Annotated in this window: 18 protein-coding genes; 6 read left to right on the top strand and 12 right to left on the bottom strand. The window is 47.7% G+C overall.

All coding sequences use genetic code 11. The annotated features are described in order from the left end of the window. Window positions 1-49 precede the first annotated feature (49 nt). The 3 genes from KNO65_RS08490 to adhE form a co-directional block, all read right to left on the bottom strand. On the bottom strand, window positions 50-964 hold the full coding sequence (locus KNO65_RS08490; protein WP_214783210.1) for an alpha/beta hydrolase: 915 nt from the start codon (window positions 962-964) through the stop codon (window positions 50-52). Window positions 965-1048: 84 nt separating this feature from the next. Beyond that, window positions 1049-2233 (bottom strand): zinc-binding metallopeptidase family protein, encoded by a 1185-nt coding sequence (locus KNO65_RS08485; RefSeq protein WP_214783207.1) that lies wholly within the window; start codon window positions 2231-2233, stop codon window positions 1049-1051. Between the two features lie 181 nt (window positions 2234-2414). Further along, window positions 2415-5006 (bottom strand): bifunctional acetaldehyde-CoA/alcohol dehydrogenase, encoded by a 2592-nt coding sequence (adhE, locus tag KNO65_RS08480; RefSeq protein ID WP_159562238.1) that lies wholly within the window; start codon window positions 5004-5006, stop codon window positions 2415-2417. A gap of 388 nt (window positions 5007-5394) precedes the next feature. Here adhE and KNO65_RS08475 point away from each other — a divergent pair, with 388 nt between their 5' ends. From KNO65_RS08475 to KNO65_RS08465, 3 genes are all read left to right on the top strand, one after another. Continuing rightward, complete coding sequence (locus tag KNO65_RS08475; protein WP_211781262.1) at window positions 5395-5841, top strand: MarR family winged helix-turn-helix transcriptional regulator; 447 nt, start codon at window positions 5395-5397, stop codon at window positions 5839-5841. Window positions 5842-5921: 80 nt separating this feature from the next. Continuing rightward, a complete protein-coding gene (locus KNO65_RS08470; protein ID WP_012726206.1) occupies window positions 5922-6635 on the top strand; it encodes a YebC/PmpR family DNA-binding transcriptional regulator in 714 nt (237 codons plus the stop codon). Between the two features lie 143 nt (window positions 6636-6778). Beyond that, a complete protein-coding gene (locus KNO65_RS08465) occupies window positions 6779-8098 on the top strand; it encodes a Na+/H+ antiporter family protein (RefSeq protein ID WP_214783204.1) in 1320 nt (439 codons plus the stop codon). Between the two features lie 138 nt (window positions 8099-8236). On the opposite strand, the gene KNO65_RS08460 is transcribed toward KNO65_RS08465, so the two are convergent. The 6 genes from KNO65_RS08460 to KNO65_RS08435 all read right to left on the bottom strand — a co-directional run bounded on the left by KNO65_RS08460 (window position 8237) and on the right by KNO65_RS08435 (window position 17794). Further along, entirely contained in the window at window positions 8237-9688 is a 1452-nt protein-coding gene (locus KNO65_RS08460; protein ID WP_214783201.1) for a glutamate synthase subunit beta, read from the bottom strand. Beyond that, complete coding sequence (gltB, locus tag KNO65_RS08455) at window positions 9685-14124, bottom strand: glutamate synthase large subunit (RefSeq protein WP_214783198.1); 4440 nt, start codon at window positions 14122-14124, stop codon at window positions 9685-9687. Before gltB ends, KNO65_RS08460 begins: the two co-directional genes overlap by 4 nt. Window positions 14125-14378: 254 nt before the next feature. After that, a complete protein-coding gene (locus KNO65_RS08450) occupies window positions 14379-15131 on the bottom strand; it encodes a tryptophan-rich sensory protein (protein ID WP_078146831.1) in 753 nt (250 codons plus the stop codon). 116 nt (window positions 15132-15247) lie between these two features. After that, window positions 15248-16060, bottom strand: coding sequence for an aldo/keto reductase (locus tag KNO65_RS08445; protein ID WP_214783195.1), 813 nt, complete (start codon window positions 16058-16060; stop codon window positions 15248-15250). 65 nt (window positions 16061-16125) lie between these two features. After that, window positions 16126-16920 (bottom strand): ABC transporter permease subunit, encoded by a 795-nt coding sequence (locus tag KNO65_RS08440; protein WP_214690967.1) that lies wholly within the window; start codon window positions 16918-16920, stop codon window positions 16126-16128. A gap of 1 nt (window position 16921) precedes the next feature. Further along, window positions 16922-17794, bottom strand: a complete 873-nt coding sequence (locus KNO65_RS08435; protein WP_074037097.1) for an ABC transporter ATP-binding protein — start codon at window positions 17792-17794, stop codon at window positions 16922-16924. A gap of 121 nt (window positions 17795-17915) precedes the next feature. Between KNO65_RS08435 and KNO65_RS08430 the strand changes: the two genes are divergently transcribed. Further along, complete coding sequence (locus KNO65_RS08430; protein ID WP_214783191.1) at window positions 17916-18479, top strand: TetR/AcrR family transcriptional regulator; 564 nt, start codon at window positions 17916-17918, stop codon at window positions 18477-18479. A 38-nt stretch (window positions 18480-18517) separates the two neighbouring features. Here the strand turns inward: KNO65_RS08430 and KNO65_RS08425 are convergent, their stop codons facing one another. The 3 genes from KNO65_RS08425 to KNO65_RS08415 all read right to left on the bottom strand — a co-directional run bounded on the left by KNO65_RS08425 (window position 18518) and on the right by KNO65_RS08415 (window position 20992). Beyond that, the gene (locus KNO65_RS08425) at window positions 18518-19630 is read right to left on the bottom strand and encodes an NAD(P)/FAD-dependent oxidoreductase (RefSeq protein ID WP_318841962.1); all 1113 of its coding nucleotides are present in this window, start codon (window positions 19628-19630) and stop codon (window positions 18518-18520) included. A 76-nt stretch (window positions 19631-19706) separates the two neighbouring features. Further along, window positions 19707-20441, bottom strand: a complete 735-nt coding sequence (locus KNO65_RS08420; protein ID WP_074037099.1) for a Bax inhibitor-1/YccA family protein — start codon at window positions 20439-20441, stop codon at window positions 19707-19709. Window positions 20442-20467: 26 nt separating this feature from the next. After that, a complete protein-coding gene (locus KNO65_RS08415) occupies window positions 20468-20992 on the bottom strand; it encodes a type 1 glutamine amidotransferase domain-containing protein (protein WP_074037100.1) in 525 nt (174 codons plus the stop codon). A 178-nt stretch (window positions 20993-21170) separates the two neighbouring features. On the opposite strand from KNO65_RS08415, the gene KNO65_RS08410 reads away from it, so the two are divergent. Next, the gene (locus tag KNO65_RS08410; RefSeq protein ID WP_214783188.1) at window positions 21171-21965 is read left to right on the top strand and encodes a thymidylate synthase; all 795 of its coding nucleotides are present in this window, start codon (window positions 21171-21173) and stop codon (window positions 21963-21965) included. Beyond that, on the top strand, window positions 21962-22450 hold the full coding sequence (locus KNO65_RS08405) for a dihydrofolate reductase (RefSeq protein ID WP_074037102.1): 489 nt from the start codon (window positions 21962-21964) through the stop codon (window positions 22448-22450). Before KNO65_RS08410 ends, KNO65_RS08405 begins: the two co-directional genes overlap by 4 nt. Window positions 22451-22454 lie beyond the last annotated feature (4 nt).

Genomic DNA, 22454 nt, shown 5'->3' with positions numbered 1-22454 from the left:
GTCACAATTATAACATAAAAAACGGTCAATAAATGACCGTTTTTCGAGTTTATGACTGTTTTTTTAACCATTCATCCAATTCTTGAACGAGTTTTGGATGAATCGGCGCATCGATTGCTTCACGATACTCTTTGTGCAGCATGAGAAGCGAATGGGGTGACTCCCGTGTCACGAGCAGATGATTCATATCTTCGATGATTGACGAGGTGACCTCACCTTTTGTTTGAATCATATGGACGTGCTCTGGTGGGACTTGCACATCACGCCCCCCGGTAATCGCAAGAACCGGGACGGTCACATGCTCCAATCGTTCCCGGACGTCATAGGATGCATGTTCACGAATCCATTTCGCATTTACGACTTGACCTCGATATTTGAAAGACGAGACGTTCGTCCGTAAAGAACGCTCTAACAAATCGTCCTGTCGCTGCCTAACTTTTTTGGCAACGCCCGTCAACCGGTAGAAGAGACCTTTTATCCCTTTCACATGTTCGATGTCTTTAGCGAGTGCATCTGCTTGGTATAAGAACATCCGCTTGGACGATTCATGGAAACCGGAAAGTAAGATCAGTCCATCAGCCTTCGTCTCAAGTTGAACGGCAGGAGCAAGAACGGCCCCTTCACTATGACCAAGTAGATATAAGCGATTCACATCGGCCAGTTGTCGAATGGTGCGCACGACAAGAATCGCATCGTTAATCAAATCATGTAAACCGACTTTATTGAAGTCCCCATCGGACTTGCCAATCCCTTGTTTGTCATATCGGAACACGTTATATCCATGGTCATACAACGCTTCTGCCAACTTGGCATACGTGTTAAAACCGACACCACCCATATTGCCGTCGCGGTCACTCGGCCCACTTCCGCTCAACATGACAATCGTCGCCCGAGGCTCCTCATGGGAAAGAAAAGTTCCTGCAATCGTTCCATATGCTGTCGTAATCGTCATCTCTTGTTTCATCGTATCGCCTCCATTACTATCATACCCGAAACCGACATCTAAAAAAATATGTCGCCGTCTTCTCAGACAGCGACAATGATTAGGTCAGTCAGTTAGCCAATCGTGCAGCCAATCGACCGCACCCGTTAATCCATCTTCCGACAGCCGTTCGAACGTATCTTTCTCCGTGAACACATGCCAGCTTCCTTCTAATGAGTCACTCAACATCAAATAAGGGATTCCTGCTTCATCGTAAGCGTCACCCGGTGAACTTGCCAACGAACGCACTTCTAGTTCAGCGAATGGCGCCCGTTCTAGAACTGGATAAGATTTCATCCCTTTCGTCCGAACGTATAGTGGACCATCACCAGTCCCAAGAATATCGAGCATGACGATCGTTTCCACTTTTTCTTTTTGTTCCCCTAGCCGTTCAAGGAAATCGTCACTCGCTTCTCTAGAGTCGCCGTTTCCATTCAAAAAGACATATCGAATCGTATAGTCTGGCATTTCCTCGTTCATCACCTGCATCAGATGATATAAGACCGTAGACGGACCGACGGCAGACAAATAATGGGCCCCGTGCCAGGAAGAATCGAGTCGTGACATGAGAACAATCTCTTGATCCGTCTTGCCTTTTTGGACAAATTCGACATACGGAATTTCTTCATTATAGGGCTTGACTTGAATCGTTTCCCCGTCCTTCAGTTGTTCAGCCGTATCCAAGTCTACCCCTGTACCATTTAACGGCATATAAGATGACGTGAAAACGAAACCCGTCTCATATGGGTCGTCTTCAAAAGGGGTGATCAGGTATCCTGCAGCTCCCTTAGATGCGAGCTCTGACAAGTACGCGTTCGCTTCCTGGTCATTCAAAACCTCACCTGCGTAATCGACGGTATACGCATCTTCGATGTTGTCATATGAAAATTTTGTCGTCGGTAAGACAATCACTTTCTCTTTCACGTCCGGAATATCTTGTCCCCACGTCATATGTAAAATCGTACCTTTGAACGGTTGATCAAACGTCATCGATGAAAACCCCTCATACGTTTTATCCCCCATTTCAATCTCAGTCCAGCCGGTTATCCGTTCTGTGTAAAGGAGGTTTCGGTCCATGTCGATGGGTAATTCGGTTCCGAATGATTCAAAAAAGTCGGCACTCTCCCAACTATCCGCATTTCGATCGACTGATGAAATATATTCAGCGGTCTCGAGCGGCGTCGGATGGATTGGATTGAAGAAAAGAAAAACTGTCGCGATTGAACGCAACAAACTAATCAATATGAACATTACACGATCCCCATTCATCAATAAATTACTATACATACCATTTTTTATTATATACAGCTATTTATCGTCTGACTATTCAATTTTTTATCAATTTAAATATAATTTTAGAATCCGAATATCATATTCCGATCACAAGAAAAGCCCGTTCGAGTTGAACGGGCCCACTTGTAAATGTTGATCCTTATACGCCTTCGTATGCTGCGTACATGATCTCTTTCAATTCTTCAACAAGCGGCATTTTCGGATTCGCCGTTGTACATTGGTCTTCGAATGCGTCGACCGCCATCTTGTCAATCTTCGCATCGAGTTCTGCTTTCTTGATGCCTTGCGCCTTGAACGAAAGTTTGATGTTCAAGCGTTGACCGAGCTCGATGATCGCCTGGACGAGTGACTCGACACCTTCAGCTGTCGTGCTTGCTGGAAGACCGAGGTAACGTGCGATTTCTGCGTAACGTTCGTCAGCGATGAATGACTCATATTTCGGGAACGCCGCAAGTTTCGATGGGCGTGTCGCGTTGTAACGGATGACGTGTGGCATGAGGATTGCGTTCGTACGACCGTGTGGTACGTGGAACTCTCCACCGATTTTGTGAGCGATCGAGTGGTTGATACCGAGGAACGCGTTCGCAAATGCCATACCCGCCATCGTTGAAGCATTGTGTACTTTCTGACGAGCTTCCGCGTCGCTACCGTTTTCATACGCTTTTGGTAGATAATCGAAAATCATCTTAATGGCGCGGAGGCAAAGTCCGTCTGTGTAATCATTCGCCATGACAGAAACATATGCTTCGATTGCGTGTGTCATGACGTCCATTCCTGTATCAGCCGTGATTGAAGCTGGGACGGTCATGACGAACTCTGGGTCGACGATGGCGACGTCTGGTGTGATTGCATAGTCAGCAATCGGATACTTCACGTTACGTTTTTTGTCAGTGATGACAGTGAACGGTGTCACTTCAGAACCTGTACCAGACGTTGTCGGGATGGCGATAAACATTGACTTGTTACCTAATGTCGGGAACTTGTACGTCCGTTTACGGATATCCATGAATTTCTGGCGTAGGTTAGAGAATTTCTCTTCTGGACGTTCGTAGAAGAGCCACATGCCTTTCGCAGCATCCATCGGTGAACCACCACCAAGTGCGATGATCATGTCTGGTTGGAAGTGACGCATCGCTTCGGCACCGCTCATGACTGTTTCAACAGATGGATCAGGTTCGACCTGGTCAAAGATGCGGTACTCGACGCCAGCAGGCAAGTTTTTGATGACTTTGTCAGCGAATCCGAGTTTGACCATCATTTCATCTGTGACGATCATCGCCCGTTTCTTCGTTGTGAGCGATTGAAGGTATTGTACTGAGTTTTTCTCGAAATAGATTTTTTCAGGTACTTTGAACCATTGCATATTCACGCGACGTCTCGCCACCTTTTTCACGTTGAGTAGATGTTTCGCCGTCACGTTTTCTGAGACGGAGTTTTTACCGTAAGACCCACAACCGAGCGTGAGGGATGGTGTCATTTCGTTGTAAAGGTCACCGATTCCACCGTGTGCTGAAGGCGAGTTGACGATGATACGGCAAGCTTTCATACGGAGACCGAATTCAAGGATGGCATCGTCATCTGTTGAGTGGATGACCGCTGTGTGACCGAGACCACCAATCTCAAGCATTTTTTCAGCGATTGCGAATCCTTCTTCACGTGATTGAACTTTATACGCACCGAGAACCGGGCTTAATTTTTCGTGAGAGAGAAGTTCTGTTGCGCCAACTGTTTCGAGTTCTGCAATCAAGATTTTCGTATCAGCCGGTACTTTGAGACCTGCCTGTTCAGCGATCCATGCTGCCGGCTTCCCGACGATTTCAGGGTTGACCGCACATGTATCCGTCCGAATGACGAGCGTTTCAAGTTTTGCTTTTTCTTCTGGTGAGCAGAAGTAGCAACCGAGTGCCGTCATCTCTGCTTTCACTTCTTCATATACTTCTTGGTCGACGATGATCGCTTGTTCAGACGCACAGATCATACCGTTGTCAAACGTTTTTGAAAGGATGACGTCTGAGATGGCGCGTTTCACTTTTGCAGTCTTATCGATATAGGCTGGTACGTTACCAGGTCCGACACCGAGAGCCGGTTTACCAGTCGAGTAAGCGGATTTGACCATTGCCGCCCCACCCGTCGCAAGGACCATCGCCACGCCAGGGTGGTTCATGAGTGCTTTCGTCGCATCGAGTGATGGAACTTCAACCCATTGAATTAAGTTTTCAGGAGCACCTGCCGCCACTGCTGCGTCACGAAGGACACGGGCCGCTTCACTTGAACATTGTTGCGCTGATGGATGGAACGCGAAGATGATCGGGTTACGTGTCTTGATGGCGATGATTGCTTTGAACATCGTTGTCGATGTCGGATTTGTGACCGGTGTGACACCAGCGACGACACCAACTGGCTCCGCGATGTATGTGATTCCGTTTTGAACGTCATCTTCAAGGACGCCGACCGTTTTCTCACCACGGAGTGAGTTATAGATATATTCTGTCGCAAAGATGTTTTTGATCATCTTGTCTTCAAAGACACCGCGACCTGTTTCTGTATGTGCTAATTTCGCGAGTGCGACGTGTTGCTCAAGTCCTGCAAGCGCCATCGCCTGTACGATATGGTCGATTTTCTCCTGGTCGAACGTCATCAACGTATCGAGTGCTTTATGCGCACTGGCTACGAGCGTGTCCACCATTTGTTCTGCCGTTGTTTCCACTTTTGCTTTCTCTTTGACTGCCATGTTAGGTTCCTCCTCATAAGTGAGAGCTTTTAATGAACATATTGACTTGATGGAAGCACAATATGATGACTGTTTTTTAGAGATTGTGCTTTCCTTCACATTCATAGAATACAATGTTTTTCAGGTTTTGTGGGTGACAACAATGTGAACTCTTTCACAATATTTTTTTATCTATTGTTGACAGCTCTTGATTTTTGTATGCGTCCTCAGTAAAATCGAATGCGTTTTCATGAAAATATATCAAACCTTTAATGTAAACGCTTACATTTTTTGTGTCGATTCAATCTCTACTATGATGTATCAATCATCACATCAACCCGTTTTTAGGTTCAACTGCACCTAACTCGTGTATAATGAAAATAGAACCTAACTAGGAAGTGAATCTATTATGCCGAAACAAGATGCAGCGGACCAGTTTGTCAAACTGATTCCTTTAATTCGTCGTAAATTGTTACGTCGATCTGATTTTCCTCAAATTCCAAACCTGAACTTCTCTCATTTCCATCTATTGATGTTGATTGAGGACGAGGGGGCTGTCACGAATGGACGAATCAGCGAGACACTCTCCATCGCGCCACCGAACGTTACCCCGCTCATCACGAAATTATTGAACGAGGGGTATATCACGCGGGTGCCAGACGAGCGGGATCGCCGCGTGATTTGGAATCAACTGACCGAGAAAGGTGAACGGATCTTACTTGAGCGCAGAGACTCATTCCGTAGACTATTCGAGGAACGTCTCGCCTTTTTGAATGAGGACGAAACTGACCGACTCTTTGAGAGTTTGAAGACACTTACAGAGATTGTCGAGAAGATGGACAAAGGTGACGAGTAAAACTTTTCTCGTCAATTCCCACAACTTCTTATATAATCTGTAATGAATCTACGTACAAATGGAAAGAGAGATGACATGTAATGGGTCGTAAATGGAACAACATTAAAGAGAAGAAGGCGTCAAAAGATGCGAACACGAGTCGCGTCTATGCGAAGTTCGGTCGCGAGATTTATGTGGCCGCCCGTCAAGGGGAACCTGATCCTGAGTTGAACCAGTCATTAAAATTCGTTGTGGAGCGTGCGAAGACGTATAACGTGCCCCGGGCGATCATCGATCGTGCCATCGACAAAGCCAAAGGTGGCGATGAGGAAAATTTCGATGAGCTTCGATATGAAGGGTTTGGTCCGAATGGTTCGATGGTCATCGTCGATACATTGACGAATAACGTCAACCGTACGGCTTCAGAAGTCCGTGCCGCGTTCGGTAAAAACGGAGGCAACATGGGAGTCAGTGGCTCGGTCGCATATATGTTCGATGCAACTGCCGTCATCGGTGTCAATGAAATGTCGGCAGATGACGTCCTCGAACTCATGATGGAACATGACCTTGATGTGCGTGATGTTATCGAGGAAGACGAGACGGTCATCGTCTATGCCGAGCCAGAAGCGTTCCACGCCGTTCAAACTGCATTCAAGGCTGCCGGTGTAGAAGAGTTTGCCGTTGCGGAATTGACGATGCTCCCGCAGAACGAAGTGTCACTCGATGACGCTTCGCAAGAACAGTTTGAAAAACTAATCGATGTGCTCGAAGACTTGGAAGATGTGCGCCAAGTGTATCATAACGTCGAGATGTAACACGTAAGCGATAACTTTCACGAGTTATCGCTTTTTTTCATATTCGATTTGACAAGGGTCACATCATATGTTAAATTTCAAAAAGTCTTTATCATATTAAAGCGATACCAAGAGAAAGAAAACGCGAAAGGTGTTGGATCGATATGAACGCAGTATTACTTGCAGTCATCGTCTTATTTGCGCTCGCCATCAGCCGAGTGCACATTGTATTATCATTAATCTTAGCGGCGCTTGTCGGGGGGCTTGTTGGAGGACTTGGGTTCAACGATACGTTGACCGCCTTCAGTGACGGTCTTGGTGGTGGAGCGAGCATCGCACTCAGCTACGCGCTCCTCGGCGCATTCGCTGTCGGGTTATCGAAGACGGGGCTTCCGGATGTCTTAGCTGAAAAATTGATTGCGATGTCAGGTCGTGACGTGTCAGGCAAGCGTGTGATGGTTGTCAAAGCATTCCTGTTGTCACTCATCTTATTGTTATCCATCAGCTCTCAAAACGTGCTTCCGATACACATCGCCTTTATCCCGATTGTGATTCCGCCGTTACTCGTACTGTTCAATGAGTTGAATGTAGACCGTCGTCTCGTAGCGACCATTTTGACGTTCGGTCTTGTGACACCATATATGTTGTTACCTGTCGGGTTTGGTGGGATTTACTTGAATGAGATTCTCATCGCGAACGTTGAAGCGAACGGCTTGACTGTCGGAGACGTCAACATCATCTCGATCATGGGCATCCCGGCATTAGGGATGGTCGTCGGATTGATAGCGGCGTTCATTCACTACCGGAAACCGAGAACGTATGACACGATTGCACTCGGACCAACTGATTATGAAGTACGTCAAATGAGTGGTTTGAAGATGATCATGACACTCGCAGTCGTTCTCATCGTGTTGATTGTTCAGTTGCAGACCGAGTCGATGATCGCCTCTGCGGTGACTGGTTTGATCTTGCTTTCAATCTTCCGCCTGATTCCATGGTCTGAGGCAGATGATATCTTCACAAGCGGCATGCGCATGATGGCATTCATCGGGTTCGTCATGATCGCCGCAAGTGGATTCGCTGCCGTCATCCGCGAGACAGGTGCGATCGAACCGCTCGTCAACGGAGCGAGCGATTTGATGGGTGACTCTAAACTCATTGCCGCTCTCGTCATGTTGCTCGTCGGCCTTGTCATCACGCTCGGAATCGGTTCAAGTTTCTCGACTGTTCCAATCATTGCAGCAATTTTCGTCCCGCTCTGTGTACAATACGGCTTCTCAGTCGAGGCAACGATTGCCATCATCGGGACTGCAGGAGCGCTTGGGGATGCAGGTAGCCCAGCGAGTGACTCGACACTCGGACCTACGAGTGGATTGAACGCTGACGGTCAACACGATCACCTACGTGAAACGGTTTGGCCAACGTTCTTACACTACAATATTCCACTCATCATCTTCGGTGTGATTGCGGCGATGGTGCTTTGATCATTTTTTCCGTCGTGAATAAATGGTTCCTAATAAAATGAGGATGAGAATAAACCAGATTCCCGTATACATGAGGATTTCGGTGAACATAAAACTCCTCCTAAACAAAAGATAAGGAGCGACGGCTGTCGCTCCTTTTTATGATGAGGTTTTTAATTCGGTCTTGCAAGTATCGAGATACGCATCGACGACCTCTGCTACTTCTCGTCCTTCCCGAATCGCCCATACAATCAGGCTTTGCCCTCGCTTGGCATCCCCCGCGACAAAGACGTTTTCCGTTGCCGTCTGGAAATCTGTCGTCTTCTCGACACCGATTTTCCGCAACTCGTGCTCTGGTCGTTCAAATCCAATGGCGACGAGGATCAAGTCCGCCGGATACGTCTCTATCGAATCTTCCTCCACGAAGAAGGTTGCCTGACCATCCGGGTTGACGACTTTCGTCATCCGTTCCGTTTCAATCCCTGTGACACGTCCTTCTTTCGTGACGATTTGGTTGGAGCGAATCAAATACGTTCTCGGGTCTTTCTCATAGACCGCGAGTGATTCCGCGTACGCATAATCCGTCGTAAGCGTGTCCGGTTGAAGTGGCCAAGGTTTCTCTGGTGCACGAAGCAACCCTTTTGACGGGTGTTTCCCAAATTGAACGACTGATTTTGCACCTTGACGGATTGCCGTCGCCACACAGTCGGCTCCTGTATCTCCACCCCCGATGACGATGACATTTTTGTCTTTGGCGTCATGTTCTGGTGATCGGGTCGTTCCTTTTCGCTCGTACATCGATGCTGTCAAATAATCCATCGCCATTTCAACACCACGTGCATCATCGCCATCAATCCCGAGCGTGCGCTGTTTCTGAGCGCCAGTCGCGAAAATCACCGCATCGTATTGGTTCCGAAGCGCCTCCACTGTCACATCCGTACCAACCTCAATGTTCGTCTGGATGACAATTCCCTCTTGTTCGAGCAACCGAATGCGACGTCTCACGACATCCTTATCCAGTTTCATGTTCGGGATTCCGTACATGAGTAGACCTCCCGGTTCATCAGCCTTCTCGATGATGGTGACCGAATGTCCGAGCTGGTTCAGTTGGTCGGCAGCCGCCAATCCAGCCGGCCCACTTCCGATGATGGCGACTGTCATCCCGCTTCTTCGATGGACCGGCCTTGGTTTCACCCAACCTTCTTCAAACGCCCGATCGATGATGGTTCGTTCAATCGATTTGATCGCAACCGGATCTTCACTGATTCCGAGTGTACAAGACCCCTCACACGGTGCGGGACAAACTCGACCCGTAAACTCCGGGAAGTTATTCGTCTCCATCAATCGGTGATACGCTCCCATCCAGTCCGATTTGGTCACAAGCTTGTTCCACTCCGGGATATAGTTGTGAATCGGGCACCCAATCGTCTCTTGTCCAATCATATCCCCGACATGACAGAATGGAGTGCCACAGTCCATACAACGTGCAGCCTGCTGTTTGACCGATTCGTCATCCATTCGTGTCGCATATTCTTCATAATCCTTCACTCGCTCATCCACAAGACGCTCAGGTAATGTGGACCGTGCGATGTTTAAAAAGTTATGTTTCATGCGTTACCCCCCTCAGTCACAACCCGGAACAATTCAAGTGCTCGGTCCGCTTCGCTCAATTCCGGTCGATTCGCCTCGATTTGACGCATAACGTCCAATACATTCGCATAATCTCGTGGAACGACCTTTACAAAGTGAGAGCGAGCTTGTTCGAATGACTCTAAAATAGTCCGTGCTTTGACACTGTCTGTATGAAACTGATGCGCTTCGAGAAGTGCATAAATTTGTTCCATATCTTCATCGTTCAATTCTTTTACGACGGAGACGAGCTCCTCGTTGACGAGTCGATCATACGCTTGATCCCCATAAATATATGCGACGCCACCTGACATGCCGGCTGCAAAGTTCCGTCCGACATCACCGAGGACGAGAACCGTTCCCCCGGTCATATACTCACATCCATGATCGCCGACTCCTTCGACGACTGCCGTCGCCCCAGAATTTCGAACGGCAAAACGCTCGCCGACGTGACCGTTAAAGAAAGCTTGTCCGCTCGTCGCTCCGTACAAGCAGACGTTTCCGGCAATCATTTGTTTACTTTCATCAAACGGTGCATGTTTTTCAGAGATCAATGCTAATTTCCCACCGCTCAAGCCTTTCCCGATATAATCATTGGCATCCCCGATGACGGAAATGGTGATTCCTCGTGGTAAAAATGCTCCTAAACTTTGTCCGGCTGACCCACTGAGGCGCAGCGAGATGGTATCGTCCGCTAAACCGACCTGACCGTGAACTTTCGTCACTTCAAACCCCAACTGTGTCCCGACGGCACGATCGGTGTTTCGGATGCGACCAACGAAGAATGTCGGTTGCAACGAGCTGATTGACCGTGAGACTGCCGGAATCAATTTTCGGTGATCGTAGGAACGGTATGCCGGGTGAGCGACTTCTTCACGCTCAGGAAGTGGTGTCGGCATCGAGAGCATCGGTGCTAAATCTAACCGTTTTGCTTTCGAATGTTTCGTCTTCCATTCACTTTCTTCGAGAAGATCCGTTCGACCAATCACGTCGTCTAATGATGTCACACCGAGTGATGCTAAAATTTCTCGTACTTCTTCTGCCAAGAACGTCATCAGGTTGACGACGTGTTCTGGTTTCCCCATAAATTTCTGACGAAGCACAGGGTCCTGTGTCGCCACACCGACCGGACACGTATCTAAATGGCATGCACGCATCATAATACATCCAAGGACGACGAGTGGCGCTGTAGCAAACGCAAACTCTTCCGCCCCGAAGATGGCAGCTAGGACGATGTCTCGCCCCGTCATGAGCTTTCCGTCCGTCTCAAGTGTGACTCTCCCCCGTAACCCGTTCAATGCGAGCGTTTGATGCGTCTCTAAGAGTCCAAGCTCCCAAGGAAGACCTGTGTGCTTGATTGATGTCTTTGGAGAAGCACCGGTTCCACCATCATATCCACTGATGACAATCGTATCGGCATTCGCTTTCGCGACACCGGCTGCAATCGTCCCGACACCTGACTTCGAGACAAGTTTGACACTGATTTTCGCCTTAGGATTCACATGCTTTAAGTCAAAGATGAGTTGGGCCAAGTCCTCAATCGAATAAATATCGTGATGTGGAGGCGGTGAGATGAGTCCAACCCCCGGAACGGATCCACGCACTTCGGCGACCCATGGGTACACCTTATTTCCAGGAAGTTGGCCACCCTCACCCGGTTTTGCCCCTTGCGCCATCTTGATTTGAATTTCATCGGCATGGTAAAGATATTCTGCCGTCACCCCGAATCGTCCGCTTGCGACTTGCTTGATGCGGCTGATGCGTTCGTTTCCAAACTCATCCGGGACGAAGCGGGCCCGGTCTTCCCCGCCTTCTCCAGAGTTACTTTTCGCACCGATCTGATTCATGGCGATAGCGAGCGTTTCATGCGCCTCTTTTGACAAGGACCCAAATGACATCGCGCCTGTCTTAAAACGGCGAACGATCGACGTGACTGGCTCTACTTCTTCGAGCGGGACAGGACGTTGTGTTTTAAATGCAAACAACTGTCGAATGAACTGTCCTGATGATTCATGCAATTTCACATAAGCATCATAATATTTACGTTCATTCTCACGACAGGCACGTTGCAACAAATGAATCGTCTTCGGATTGAATGCATGTTCTTCTCCGTCTGCACGCCATTGGAAATCACTTCCCGCCTCGAGCGGACGATTCGTCGCATAGGCGGACGTATGGAGTGTTCTCGCTTCGTCTTCAAGTTCTTCAAATCCGATTCCAGACAGTTGGGACGTCGTTCCCCTGAAATGCGTCTCAATCAAATTGCGATCTAATCCGACGGCTTCGAAAATTTGGGCCCCACGGTAGCTTTGAATGGTCGAGATACCCATTTTCGACATGATTTTGACGATGCCCTCGACAACTGCTTTTTGATACAAGCGAATGGCCTCTTCAAATGAATGCGCAATTTGTTTACGTTCGACTAAGTCTCGTATCGTCGCATAGGCTACGTATGGATATACCGCATCTGCCCCATACCCAATCAAGGTCGCTGCCTGATGCACTTCTCGGACTTCACCGCTCTCACAAATGAGACTACAGTTCGAGCGCAAGTTCTCTCGAATCAAGTGTTGATGAATCGCACTCAGTACGAGGAGAGACGGCATCGCAATCCGTTCATTACTGACGAAACGGTCAGATAGGACGATCACGTTCGCACCATTTCGTACAATCTGGCTGACCTGTTGCAAAAGGGCTTCAAGCGACGCCTCTAAATCATTCGTAAACGTTGTAGCGACTCGTTCGACCTTGAGCTTCTCGGCAAGTTGCTTGAGGGTTGCCCCATCAATCATCGGATGATTCAACCACACACGTTTCGCGTGACCTCGTCCGGTATGGACCGGATCTCCTTGCGGACCAATCCAAGTAAACGTAGCCGTGACAATTTTCTCCCGTAACGCGTCGATTGGCGGGTTGGTCACTTGCGCGAAGTGTTGTTTGAAATAATGGAACAAGGAACGGGGCCGCGTCGAGAGCACCGCAATTGGTTGGTCATGCCCCATCGAGCCGATTGGATCTTTTTCGTCTTTGATTAACGGAACCATGTACTGTTCAATGTCTTCTTTCGTATATCCAAACGCACGTTGCACACGTCCGAGTTCAAGTAGTTCTTCTTCAACGATCCCTCGATCCTCAATTGTCATCATCTGCTTAAGCCATTTGTGATAAGGCTCTGACTTCGCAATCGTCTCTTTAATCTCATGATCAGGAATCAATCGCTTTTCAATCAAATCGATCAACAACAACTGTCCTGGTCTTAGACGTTGTTTAGATTTGACGTTCTCTGCGTCAACCGGAATGACTCCTGTTTCAGAGGAGAGAATCAATTCCCCGTCCAATGTTTCGACATAACGCATCGGACGCAAGCCGTTACGATCTAAAATTGCTCCGATTTGCCTTCCATCTGTGAAGACGACTCCAGTCGGTCCATCCCACGGCTCCATGATGGATGAATGATACTGATAAAAGTCGCGCTTGAACGGTTCCATCTTTCCTTCGACAAATGGTTCAGGAATCAACATCATCGCCGTGTGGGCGATCGAACGACCTGTTCGTGTGAAGAATTCAAAAGCGTTATCGAGCATGGACGAGTCGCTCCCATCCTCTTGAAGCACAGGGAACAAGTGTTGGACGTCTTCGAATAAGTCTGTTGACGTGACCCCTTCCCGTGCTCGCATCGCATCGATATTTCCGCGAAGCGTGTTGATTTCCCCGTTATGGACTATCATGCGGTTCGGATGTGCTCGTTCCCAAGAAGGGAACGTGTTCGTCGAGAAACGAGAATGAACGATGCCGAACGTACTTTTGTAATGAGGGGATTGCAAATCCAAATAAAATGCTGCGATTTGATTTGGCGTCAACATCCCTTTATATACGATCGTTCTCGTTGACAGGCTTGCGATATATAGGCGTAATGATTCGATTTTTTCGATTTTCCGACGTAGTTCATAAAAGACGCGTTCATTCGCATCCTCGTCTAGGAATGGACATGAGATAAACCATTGATAGATGACCGGTTGTGTGACCCGCGCATGTTCCCCGATTTGCATCGGGTTGACAGGTACTTCGCGCCATTCGATCGTCGAACAATCCAGTTCATCCGCCATCCGTTCCATCAACGTGATTTTTTCATGTAGCTGATTCTCAGACGGCTGAAAAAAAACCATTCCGACAGCGTAACGACCGAGTGACGGAAGGTTCATGGTTTGCGTAAACAATTCGTGTGGAATCTCAGTCATGATACCCGCCCCATCACCAGCATCGATGACACCTTGTCCTCCTCGGTGCTCTAAATTACATAACATGGAGAGCGATTTTTGGACGATTTCATGTTTCTTTAGCCCATGTAGATTGACGTAAAGTCCAATCCCACACGCATCTTTCTCAAATTTTGAGTCATACAAACCAACTCGACTCATATCATCGACCCCTTTCACTCACAGTTTCGTAATTAACATTCTGTTCTAAATATTCTGAAAAATCAAGTGAGTTGCATGCATTTTTGCATAATAGGAATCTCATTTAGTCTTATTGAAAGCGTATACATTACTGTTATCAATGGATTTATCGTTTTTAGTTATGTTCGATAAAGAATAAATATCCATAAATATTATTTATTTATAGGTTCTTCAGAACATAAAAAAAGGATATCCTGAAGATACCCTTTTCTTGATTATTGTTCTACTGTTTTACGCGGATGATGTAAAAACGATTTCGGACGTTTCCACAAAATCAAACCGATATACCCAATCGCAAGCAATGCGAGGGCGCTGACAATCACAACATAGAGTGTGCCTTCTTCGATTCTCGCAAAGATTCCGATATACGCCCAGACGAATACGAGTGGATAGATGAAATCATGATGCCACCACATAAAGAGAAGGGCAAGAATCACACCGACCATCAGCATAAGAGAGGTCCAGGCGAGTTCATCAAGACCTAACAGCGACGTGATCTGTTCCGTCTTCATCACAACGAACGTGTTGACGATGGTCGCGACTGATACCCAGCCGATGTAGATGGAGAACGGGAACCGATCGAGCCAGCTCGTAGACGTCCGAAAAGCGATATAATACAACCAGCACAGCGTAGCCAGGAACAACACCATGATGACAAGTGAGACGACGAACCATTCGTTCGTGAATGCCAATAGCCATAAACCATTCAGCACGCAAGAGACTAAAAATCCGGCTTTCATCCGCTCGGCTTGACGATTCGCCGTCGTCCCTTTCTTCAACTGGAGCACCAGCCAGACAAGTAACGCGACATAGATGACACCCCAAATCGAGAAGGCGTACCCTGCCGGCTTAAAGTAGATATCGATGCGGTCCGAAACCGCCGCGTTGTCGCCGCTCGCGAAATAGTTGATGACGACGGTCGCTAAAAAAGCAACCCAGTTTACAATCGGCCATTTTGATAAGTCCATAAGCACGATCTTCTAAATGAAGATCAAACACCTCCTTTTGTAACATAATATTCAATACCCGCATCCATGTGACTCTACACGTACAAAGGGGCTCGCATATGCGAACCCCTTCTCCATTAAAAGTCGATTTCGTCTGGATCTGGTCCGAGACGTTCTCCTGTCGCCACTTGATTGATCTTCGCCAAATCGTCCGCATCGAGTGAGAAGTCGAAAACATCAAAGTTCTCACGGATTCGATGTGGTGTCACCGATTTCGGTAACGCGACATGACCAGACTCAAGATGCCAACGGAGAACTATCTGTGCCGGCGTCTTCCCATGTTTTTCTGCAATTTCAGAAAAGGCAGGGATGTCTAAAAACTTACCTTGCATGAGTGGACTCCACGCCTCGATCTGAATCCCTTCATCTTGACAGTAGTCCAACAAATCAGGTTGCGGGAGCTGTGGATGAAGTTCAACTTGATTGATGAGTGGCGCCATCAGACCGGCTTCTTTCAATGTTTCTAAATGGTGTTCTTTAAAGTTAGATACACCGATTGCCTTGATTCTTCCGGCTTCATATAAATCGATGAGGTCCTTCCACGCATCGACGAACCCATCTACCGGCCAATGCAACAGACAAAGGTCCAAATAATCTGTCTGGAGTCGTTTTAACGAGCCTTCGAATGCCTCTTTCGTTTTGCCTTCACGAATGTCATCATTCCAAATCTTCGACGTGATGAACAATTTAGAGCGGTCTACACCTGAGAGATGAATTCCCTTCGCAACGCCCTCTTCATTTTTATAGATTGCAGCCGTATCGATGTGACGATAGCCTGTTTTGATGGCTTCAACGACAGCAGCTGGTGCCTCGGTTTCATTATCGACCTTCCAGACCCCAAAGCCGATCATCGGAATTTCGACCTTATTTCGTAATGTTGCGTAAAGCATCTCATTCATCCCCTTTTCATTCTAACGAGCTGATTGTATCATACCCGACAATTTATTTCGGAAAACTAAATCGTCAAATCTTTTCGGGTGAATCGGATGAACGAGAGTGCTGAAAAGATGGTCAGGAGACCGAGTAACCAGATGAAATGGATGCCCCAATATTCCTCACGCATGATGGCACCGGCGTCAAAGAGAGAGAAGAATGAGAGGTTTGACATCCAATCGAATTGATCGCTCACTCCTTGGATGATGTTCACCATGAGAAAGAACGTGAAGATTCCACCCGTCACCATATAGGATTTACTACTATCATCGAACAGACTCGCAATCACATAAGCGGCTACGCCTAGGACGAGCAACATGAGCGCTCCATTCAATTGAAGCATCCACAATACCGCATAGTCGATTTGTAAATCGAACAGAAGGTCCGCTGCCATTAAACTCAACCCATTTAGACCGACAAATAGCCCGACTGCCACAATCAACACAACAAAGCTTGACATCACATACGTGACTCGAGAAATCGGGGCCGCCATATACAGCATGATTTCTCCAGAATCGACCGGTTTGGCCAACAGTTTCGAGGCGAAAGTCAATGCGAATAAAACTGCGAGGACGTAGAAAATCAAGCCATAATAGTTACTCGACAATAGATTGAGGACGTTGTCCATCGCCATCGACGCATCGATTTGGAAGACATCGAGAAGCTCAGGTGGCAACGACTCTAATTTTGCCTCAATCAATCCTGTTTCTTGAATAGATGGGAAGATTGCGGCTAAGAAAAAGAGATATATGCTAGTCCCGACTGAATATCCTAGAATCCAACTGCGATTCTGTTTCAACATGGAGCGAATTAACATGTCATGTCGCCTCCCCGTAATACTGCATGAATAGATGTTCGAGCTCGTCTGTGCCACTTGTCAGTGATTGAACCTGAAACTCCGCCAATGTTCGGATGAGGTGGTTCAGCTCTATCGGTGTCGAGATGGTGACCTCAACATGCATGCCGTCCCGTTCACCAGAATCGGCCGCGAATCGAACGGCTTCCGCTTCCGTTGAAAATTCGACTCGGTACCGTTTCACGCTATGTTGTCGTAATTGTTCCATGTCCTCTTCGATGATGATGCGTCCATCTTTAATCAACGCGGCACGGTCGCACGTCCGTTCCATCTCAGGGAAATGGTGAGAACTCATGAGAATCGCTTTCCCAGATTGCTTTTCTTCAATTAACCAATCGATTAGACGATCTTGCATGAGCGGGTCTAATCCGCTCGTCGGTTCATCCAATATATAGACGGGCACATCTTTCATGAAACAGGTGATGATGGCGAGTTTTTGCTTCATCCCCTTTGACATCTTCCGTACTTTCGTCGCCTCATCGAATGAAAACCGTTCACGTAATTGCCGTTCACGATCCGAATTCGTTTTGTGCAAATGGCGCGTCAATCGAATGATTTCTTCTCCCGTCATGTTCTGGGGATAATTGATTTCTCCTGGCAAATAGCCGACACTCCGTTTCACTTGCTCCGTCTCCTGCCAACAGTCGAATCCGTTGATGGTCGCCTTGCCTTCACTCGGCTTCAAAAGACCCATCAAATGTCGAATCGTTGTGGATTTCCCAGCGCCGTTCGGTCCGATGAATCCGAAGATTGTACCTGGTGATACATGTAGTGAAACGTCAAAAATACCATGTGTGGCATCAAATCGTTTCGTCAATCGCTGAATCCGAATCATCTCGAACCCTCCTTTTTTGTAATATCTGAACGATATGATTACAAAACTAGTATATCACGTTCTTTTTTGAAATGGAAATGGTATATTGATTACAAAACTAGAGAGAGGAGCGCTTAAATCAATGGATGGATTTGCGAAACGCACCGAAGAAAAACAACAAGCGATATTACGTGCCGCTTATGACTTGATGACAGAGAAGCAATCCCGATTCACAATCAGTGAGTTAGCGAGTCGAGCGCACGTCTCCCCCGTATCTATCTATAATTACTTTGGGTCAAAAGACCAGGTTATCGTGCAAGTCCTAAAACAGATGACAGAAGAGCAGATGAGTTGGATTGAACATGCGATTGAATCGAACGCTCCATTCGATGCGTTACTCGTCGAGATCCTAACACGAAAAATCCAGTCGGCGGTTCTCTTTGACGAGACCATCACAGCAATGATTCAACAAGACCCGAACTGGGAACAGCTTGCGACTCGAGGATATACTGCTTTCGCCCGGTTGATTGAATACGGGAAGGCCCAAGGGTCAATCGATTCGACGTTATCCACTTCTTCTTATTTACGCTATGTACAATTCATGCAACAGGCCATCCTGTCCGATCCTCAGTTCTCAATCGGGGATATGAAGGAGACGATGGACGTCTACTTTCATTTCTTTTTGAATGGGGTCATGAAACGCTAAAAGGTGACTGTCTCAAGCAAGCAGACAGTCACCTTTCTTTACGTGTGATAGATAAAGTCTTCAATTGGATAGAGCGATAGATCCACTTCCGCGTCTCCTGTCAGAACGAGGTCACTCAACACTTTTCCGATGAACGGGCCGACCGTCAAACCGGATGATCCGAGACCGTTCGCGACCAACAGTTTTTCTGCCCCAGGCACCCTTCCGAGTACGGGAATTGAATTCGGTGTGACCGGACGGAAGCCGACTTTCGTCCCCACGAGTTCTGCCTCGGAAAGTCCAGGTGCCGACTCTAAACCTTTCGTCAGTACTTCGTGTACTCCGATTGCAGTCGGACGAACGTCGAACGCTTTTCCTTTCTCATGTGTCGAACCGATGACTACTTTCCCGTCGTCAAATCCGAGTAAATAGCGGCGTCGTGGCGGCATGACGACCGGCCAGTCAGATGCATCTGTATCCTTCAACTGGACGTGGACGAGCTGGGCCTTTTCCCCTTCGACTCGTACCGTATATCCAAGAGGCTGTAACAGCTCCGGTAACCAAGCACCCGTCGCAAGGATGATTTCATCCGCTTCATATCTCACTCCGTCACACTCCACACCAATCTCATCTCCGCTCGTCAACCGTGCAGAACCGTTGACAAATGTGACGCCACGCTTGATAGCGACTCTCTCAAGTGCAGCGCGAAAGCGTCCGCCGTCGACTCTAGCCCCTCCTGTCACGAAGAGTGCATCGTATTCATCGGATAACGGTGGGAAACGATGTTGTGCCTCTTCAGCAGTCAGTCGTTCGAGTTCACCGATTTCTGGCGCTTCTTCTCGACGAAGCAAAGTTCGCTCCATCATCTGGTCGAGCTTTGTTTCTTCATGGAGCGCAAGCGTCCCGACACGTTTGTATCCGGTGTCCGTCTCCCCTTCAGCCTCCAGCTCTTTGACGACCTTAGGATAATAGCTTGCTCCGCCTTTCGCCAGTGCATACCAAGCTTTGTTGCGTCGCTGCGCAATCCACGGACATACGATTCCAGCCGCGGCATCCGTTGCTCTTCCTTCTTCTTTCCGGTCAATGACCGTTACATCCGCTTTACCAGCTAAATGATAGGCAGCCGAAACACCGACGATCCCTGACCCGATAATCACTATTTTCTTCATCATAAATCTGTCTTGCTCAGACAGATGGACACATCCTTTCGTAAAAAAATCATCGACCCAACGGATCGATGATTGATTCTTATTCTCTCATCGCTAGACGATAAAGTAAATCTAACAACTCGATGTAGAGCCACACGAGCGTGACGATTAATCCGAATGCCGCGACCCATTCCAACTGTTTCGGAGCCCGAGCTTCGACTTGACTTGCGATGAAGTCGAAATCTAAGACGAGAGCGAGTGAAGCGACGATGACAATCACGAATTGAACACCGATCGCAAGTGGGCTTGAACCGGTCATGAATGCCAAGCCTGAACCGAACAAACTCATAACGAGTTGCACAAGATATAACAACATGACTGTGAACATGGCTGCCATGACACCGGCTTTAAACTTCTGGGTCACTTTGACAAGCCCTGTCGTATAGACAAACCACATCGCAAAGGCGACGACAAACGTCGTTAATACGGCACGTCCCACAATACCAGGGACCATCGCTTCAAAGAAATACGAAATCGATCCGACGAAGACACCTTCGATAATCCCGTATAGGGGTGCGACGATCGGAGCCGTATTTGGTTTAAACGTGATGAGCAAAGCAAAGATAAAGCCGAGGATGAGTGACCCGATCATGAGCGGGAACAAGAGCCCTTCTCCAATCGTCGGGACGACAAGCCATGTCGTACCGGCTGCCGCTGTCACGAGTAAAAGCAAGGTGAACACTTTAGACCATGTTCCCGCTTTCGTCATCGGTTCGGCACTGTAAGCTGAGGACTGCATTGATTTACGAAGTAATGGATTCGATTTTAAGTTCAACGTTGAATAGCTCCTTTATGGTTCAGTTACTGTTTTGCGAACACGTCGATGAACGCGCGCATATAATCTGGTAAGTCTGGCGGACGACGACTTGAGACGATATGTCCGTCGACGACGACCGGCTCATCATGCCAAATCGCTCCCGCATTTTCCATGTCATCTTTGATTCCAGGCGTGCTCGTCACGTTCACCCCGTCTAGAATGTTCGCAGAAATCAACACCCAACCGGCGTGACAGATTTGACCGATTGGTCGTTTTTGTTCATCCATATAACGGACGAATCCTTTTACCGAATCGAAACGGCGCAATAAGTCAGGAGACCATCCGCCTGGCACGAGGATCGCATCGAACGATGTAATGTCCACATCATCAAACGCCACGTCAGATTTTGCTGGGACACCGTATTTACCGATATATGCGTGATCGGCCTTCTCCCCAGCGAGGATCACGTGCGCTCCCTCTTCACGAAGGCGATGCACCGGGTACCAAAGCTCTAAATCCTCGAAATCATTACTGACAAGTTGAAGGACTTTCTTCCCTTGTAGTTTCATCAAACCCCTCCTTTTATTCATTCCCCATTATACCCGAAAGCGACAGTCACGAAAACGAAGAATCATGATTGTTTTTCCAGGATATTGATTGTGGATGATTCTTACCACTATATCTTGTGTTTCCTCCCTACAATTGATACCTTTAGTGGTAGAAGAATGAGAAGGAGGCACATCACCTATGAAGCAATATCATGACTTATGTCGACACATCCTCGACCAAGGTGTCGTAAAAGAAGACCGGACTGGGACCGGGACAACGAGTGTATTTGGTTACCAAATGCGTTTCAATCTGCAAGAAGGGTTCCCCCTCATCACGACGAAGAAATTACATATTCGTTCCATCATTCACGAACTATTATGGTTCATCTCAGGAGAGACGAACGTCCGATACCTTCAAGATAATGGGGTCCGCATTTGGAACGAATGGGCAGACGAAGAAGGCAATCTTGGTCCAGTATACGGTTCACAATGGCGTTCTTTCCCACGCGCGGACGGCTCGTCCGTCGATCAACTGGCTCAAGTGATTGAACAAATCAAAACGAATCCTGATTCGAGACGGTTGATCGTCTCCGCATGGAATCCTGGACAACTCGATGAGATGGCCCTTCCGCCATGTCATCTATTGTTCCAATTCTATGTCGCGGACGGGAAGCTCTCGTGCCAGTTATATCAACGAAGCGCCGACACCTTTTTAGGTGTTCCATTCAACATCGCATCGTATGCACTTTTGACGCATATGGTCGCACACGTGACCGGACTCGAAGTCGGCGACTTTGTCCATACCCTTGGTGATGCACACATCTACCACAACCATCTCGAACAAGTGGAACTTCAACTGTCGCGTGACCCACGTCCGCTACCAAAACTCAACATTGTCCGAGACGTCCCTTCAATCGAATCATTCCGTTTTGAAGACTTCGAAATTATAGGATATGATCCGCATCCGCACATCAAAGGAGAAGTGAGCGTATGATTTCACACGTCGTCGCATATGGATTAGGTCGTGAAATCGGAAAAGATAATGACTTATTATGGCGTTTGCCAGATGACTTGAAACATTTCAAGACCATCACGTCTGGCGGAACGGTCGTGATGGGAAGAAAGACGTTTGAGTCCATCGGTAAAGCGTTACCGAACCGACGCAATATCGTCGTCACATCAGATGTTTCCTTTTCAGCCGATCAAGTCGAAGTCTGGCATGATTTAGACCGTCTCGTCGAAATGAGTCAAGATGAAGAATGGTTTGTCATCGGTGGTGCCACGTTATATGAACAGACGATGCTGATGACGAGCCGGATCTATGCAACGGAGGTCGCTGCATCGTTCGAGGCCGATACGTATTACCCCGAACGGATTGGGGAATGGTCAATTACGAGTACAATCGACCACCCGCAAGACGAAACACATGCATATGCCTTTTCATTCAAACAATACGACAAAACAGACATCGCATCATGATGTC

The organism is Exiguobacterium sp. S3 (assembly GCF_018617295.1).
Classification (GTDB): Bacteria; Bacillota; Bacilli; order Exiguobacteriales; family Exiguobacteriaceae; genus Exiguobacterium; species Exiguobacterium profundum.
This window is presented reverse-complemented; position numbering and strand designations above follow the sequence as displayed.

Bases quoted from the DNA above. Each gene is read 5' to 3' on its own strand.
- KNO65_RS08405 (WP_074037102.1), top strand. From the start codon at position 21,962: ATGATTTCACACGTCGTCGCATATGGATTAGGTCGTGAAATCGGAAAA.
- KNO65_RS08450 (WP_078146831.1), bottom strand. From the start codon at position 15,131: ATGGACTTATCAAAATGGCCGATTGTAAACTGGGTTGCTTTTTTAGCG.
- KNO65_RS08410 (WP_214783188.1), top strand. From the start codon at position 21,171: ATGAAGCAATATCATGACTTATGTCGACACATCCTCGACCAAGGTGTC.
- adhE (WP_159562238.1), bottom strand. From the start codon at position 5,006: ATGGCAGTCAAAGAGAAAGCAAAAGTGGAAACAACGGCAGAACAAATG.
- gltB (WP_214783198.1), bottom strand. From the start codon at position 14,124: ATGAGTCGAGTTGGTTTGTATGACTCAAAATTTGAGAAAGATGCGTGT.
- KNO65_RS08465 (WP_214783204.1), top strand. From the start codon at position 6,779: ATGAACGCAGTATTACTTGCAGTCATCGTCTTATTTGCGCTCGCCATC.
- KNO65_RS08490 (WP_214783210.1), bottom strand. From the start codon at position 964: ATGAAACAAGAGATGACGATTACGACAGCATATGGAACGATTGCAGGA.
- KNO65_RS08435 (WP_074037097.1), bottom strand. From the start codon at position 17,794: ATGATTCGGATTCAGCGATTGACGAAACGATTTGATGCCACACATGGT.
- KNO65_RS08440 (WP_214690967.1), bottom strand. From the start codon at position 16,920: ATGTTAATTCGCTCCATGTTGAAACAGAATCGCAGTTGGATTCTAGGA.
- KNO65_RS08415 (WP_074037100.1), bottom strand. From the start codon at position 20,992: ATGAAACTACAAGGGAAGAAAGTCCTTCAACTTGTCAGTAATGATTTC.
- KNO65_RS08470 (WP_012726206.1), top strand. From the start codon at position 5,922: ATGGGTCGTAAATGGAACAACATTAAAGAGAAGAAGGCGTCAAAAGAT.
- KNO65_RS08485 (WP_214783207.1), bottom strand. From the start codon at position 2,233: ATGTTCATATTGATTAGTTTGTTGCGTTCAATCGCGACAGTTTTTCTT.
- KNO65_RS08460 (WP_214783201.1), bottom strand. From the start codon at position 9,688: ATGAAACATAACTTTTTAAACATCGCACGGTCCACATTACCTGAGCGT.
- KNO65_RS08475 (WP_211781262.1), top strand. From the start codon at position 5,395: ATGCCGAAACAAGATGCAGCGGACCAGTTTGTCAAACTGATTCCTTTA.
- KNO65_RS08430 (WP_214783191.1), top strand. From the start codon at position 17,916: ATGGATGGATTTGCGAAACGCACCGAAGAAAAACAACAAGCGATATTA.
- KNO65_RS08425 (WP_318841962.1), bottom strand. From the start codon at position 19,630: ATGATGAAGAAAATAGTGATTATCGGGTCAGGGATCGTCGGTGTTTCG.
- KNO65_RS08445 (WP_214783195.1), bottom strand. From the start codon at position 16,060: ATGCTTTACGCAACATTACGAAATAAGGTCGAAATTCCGATGATCGGC.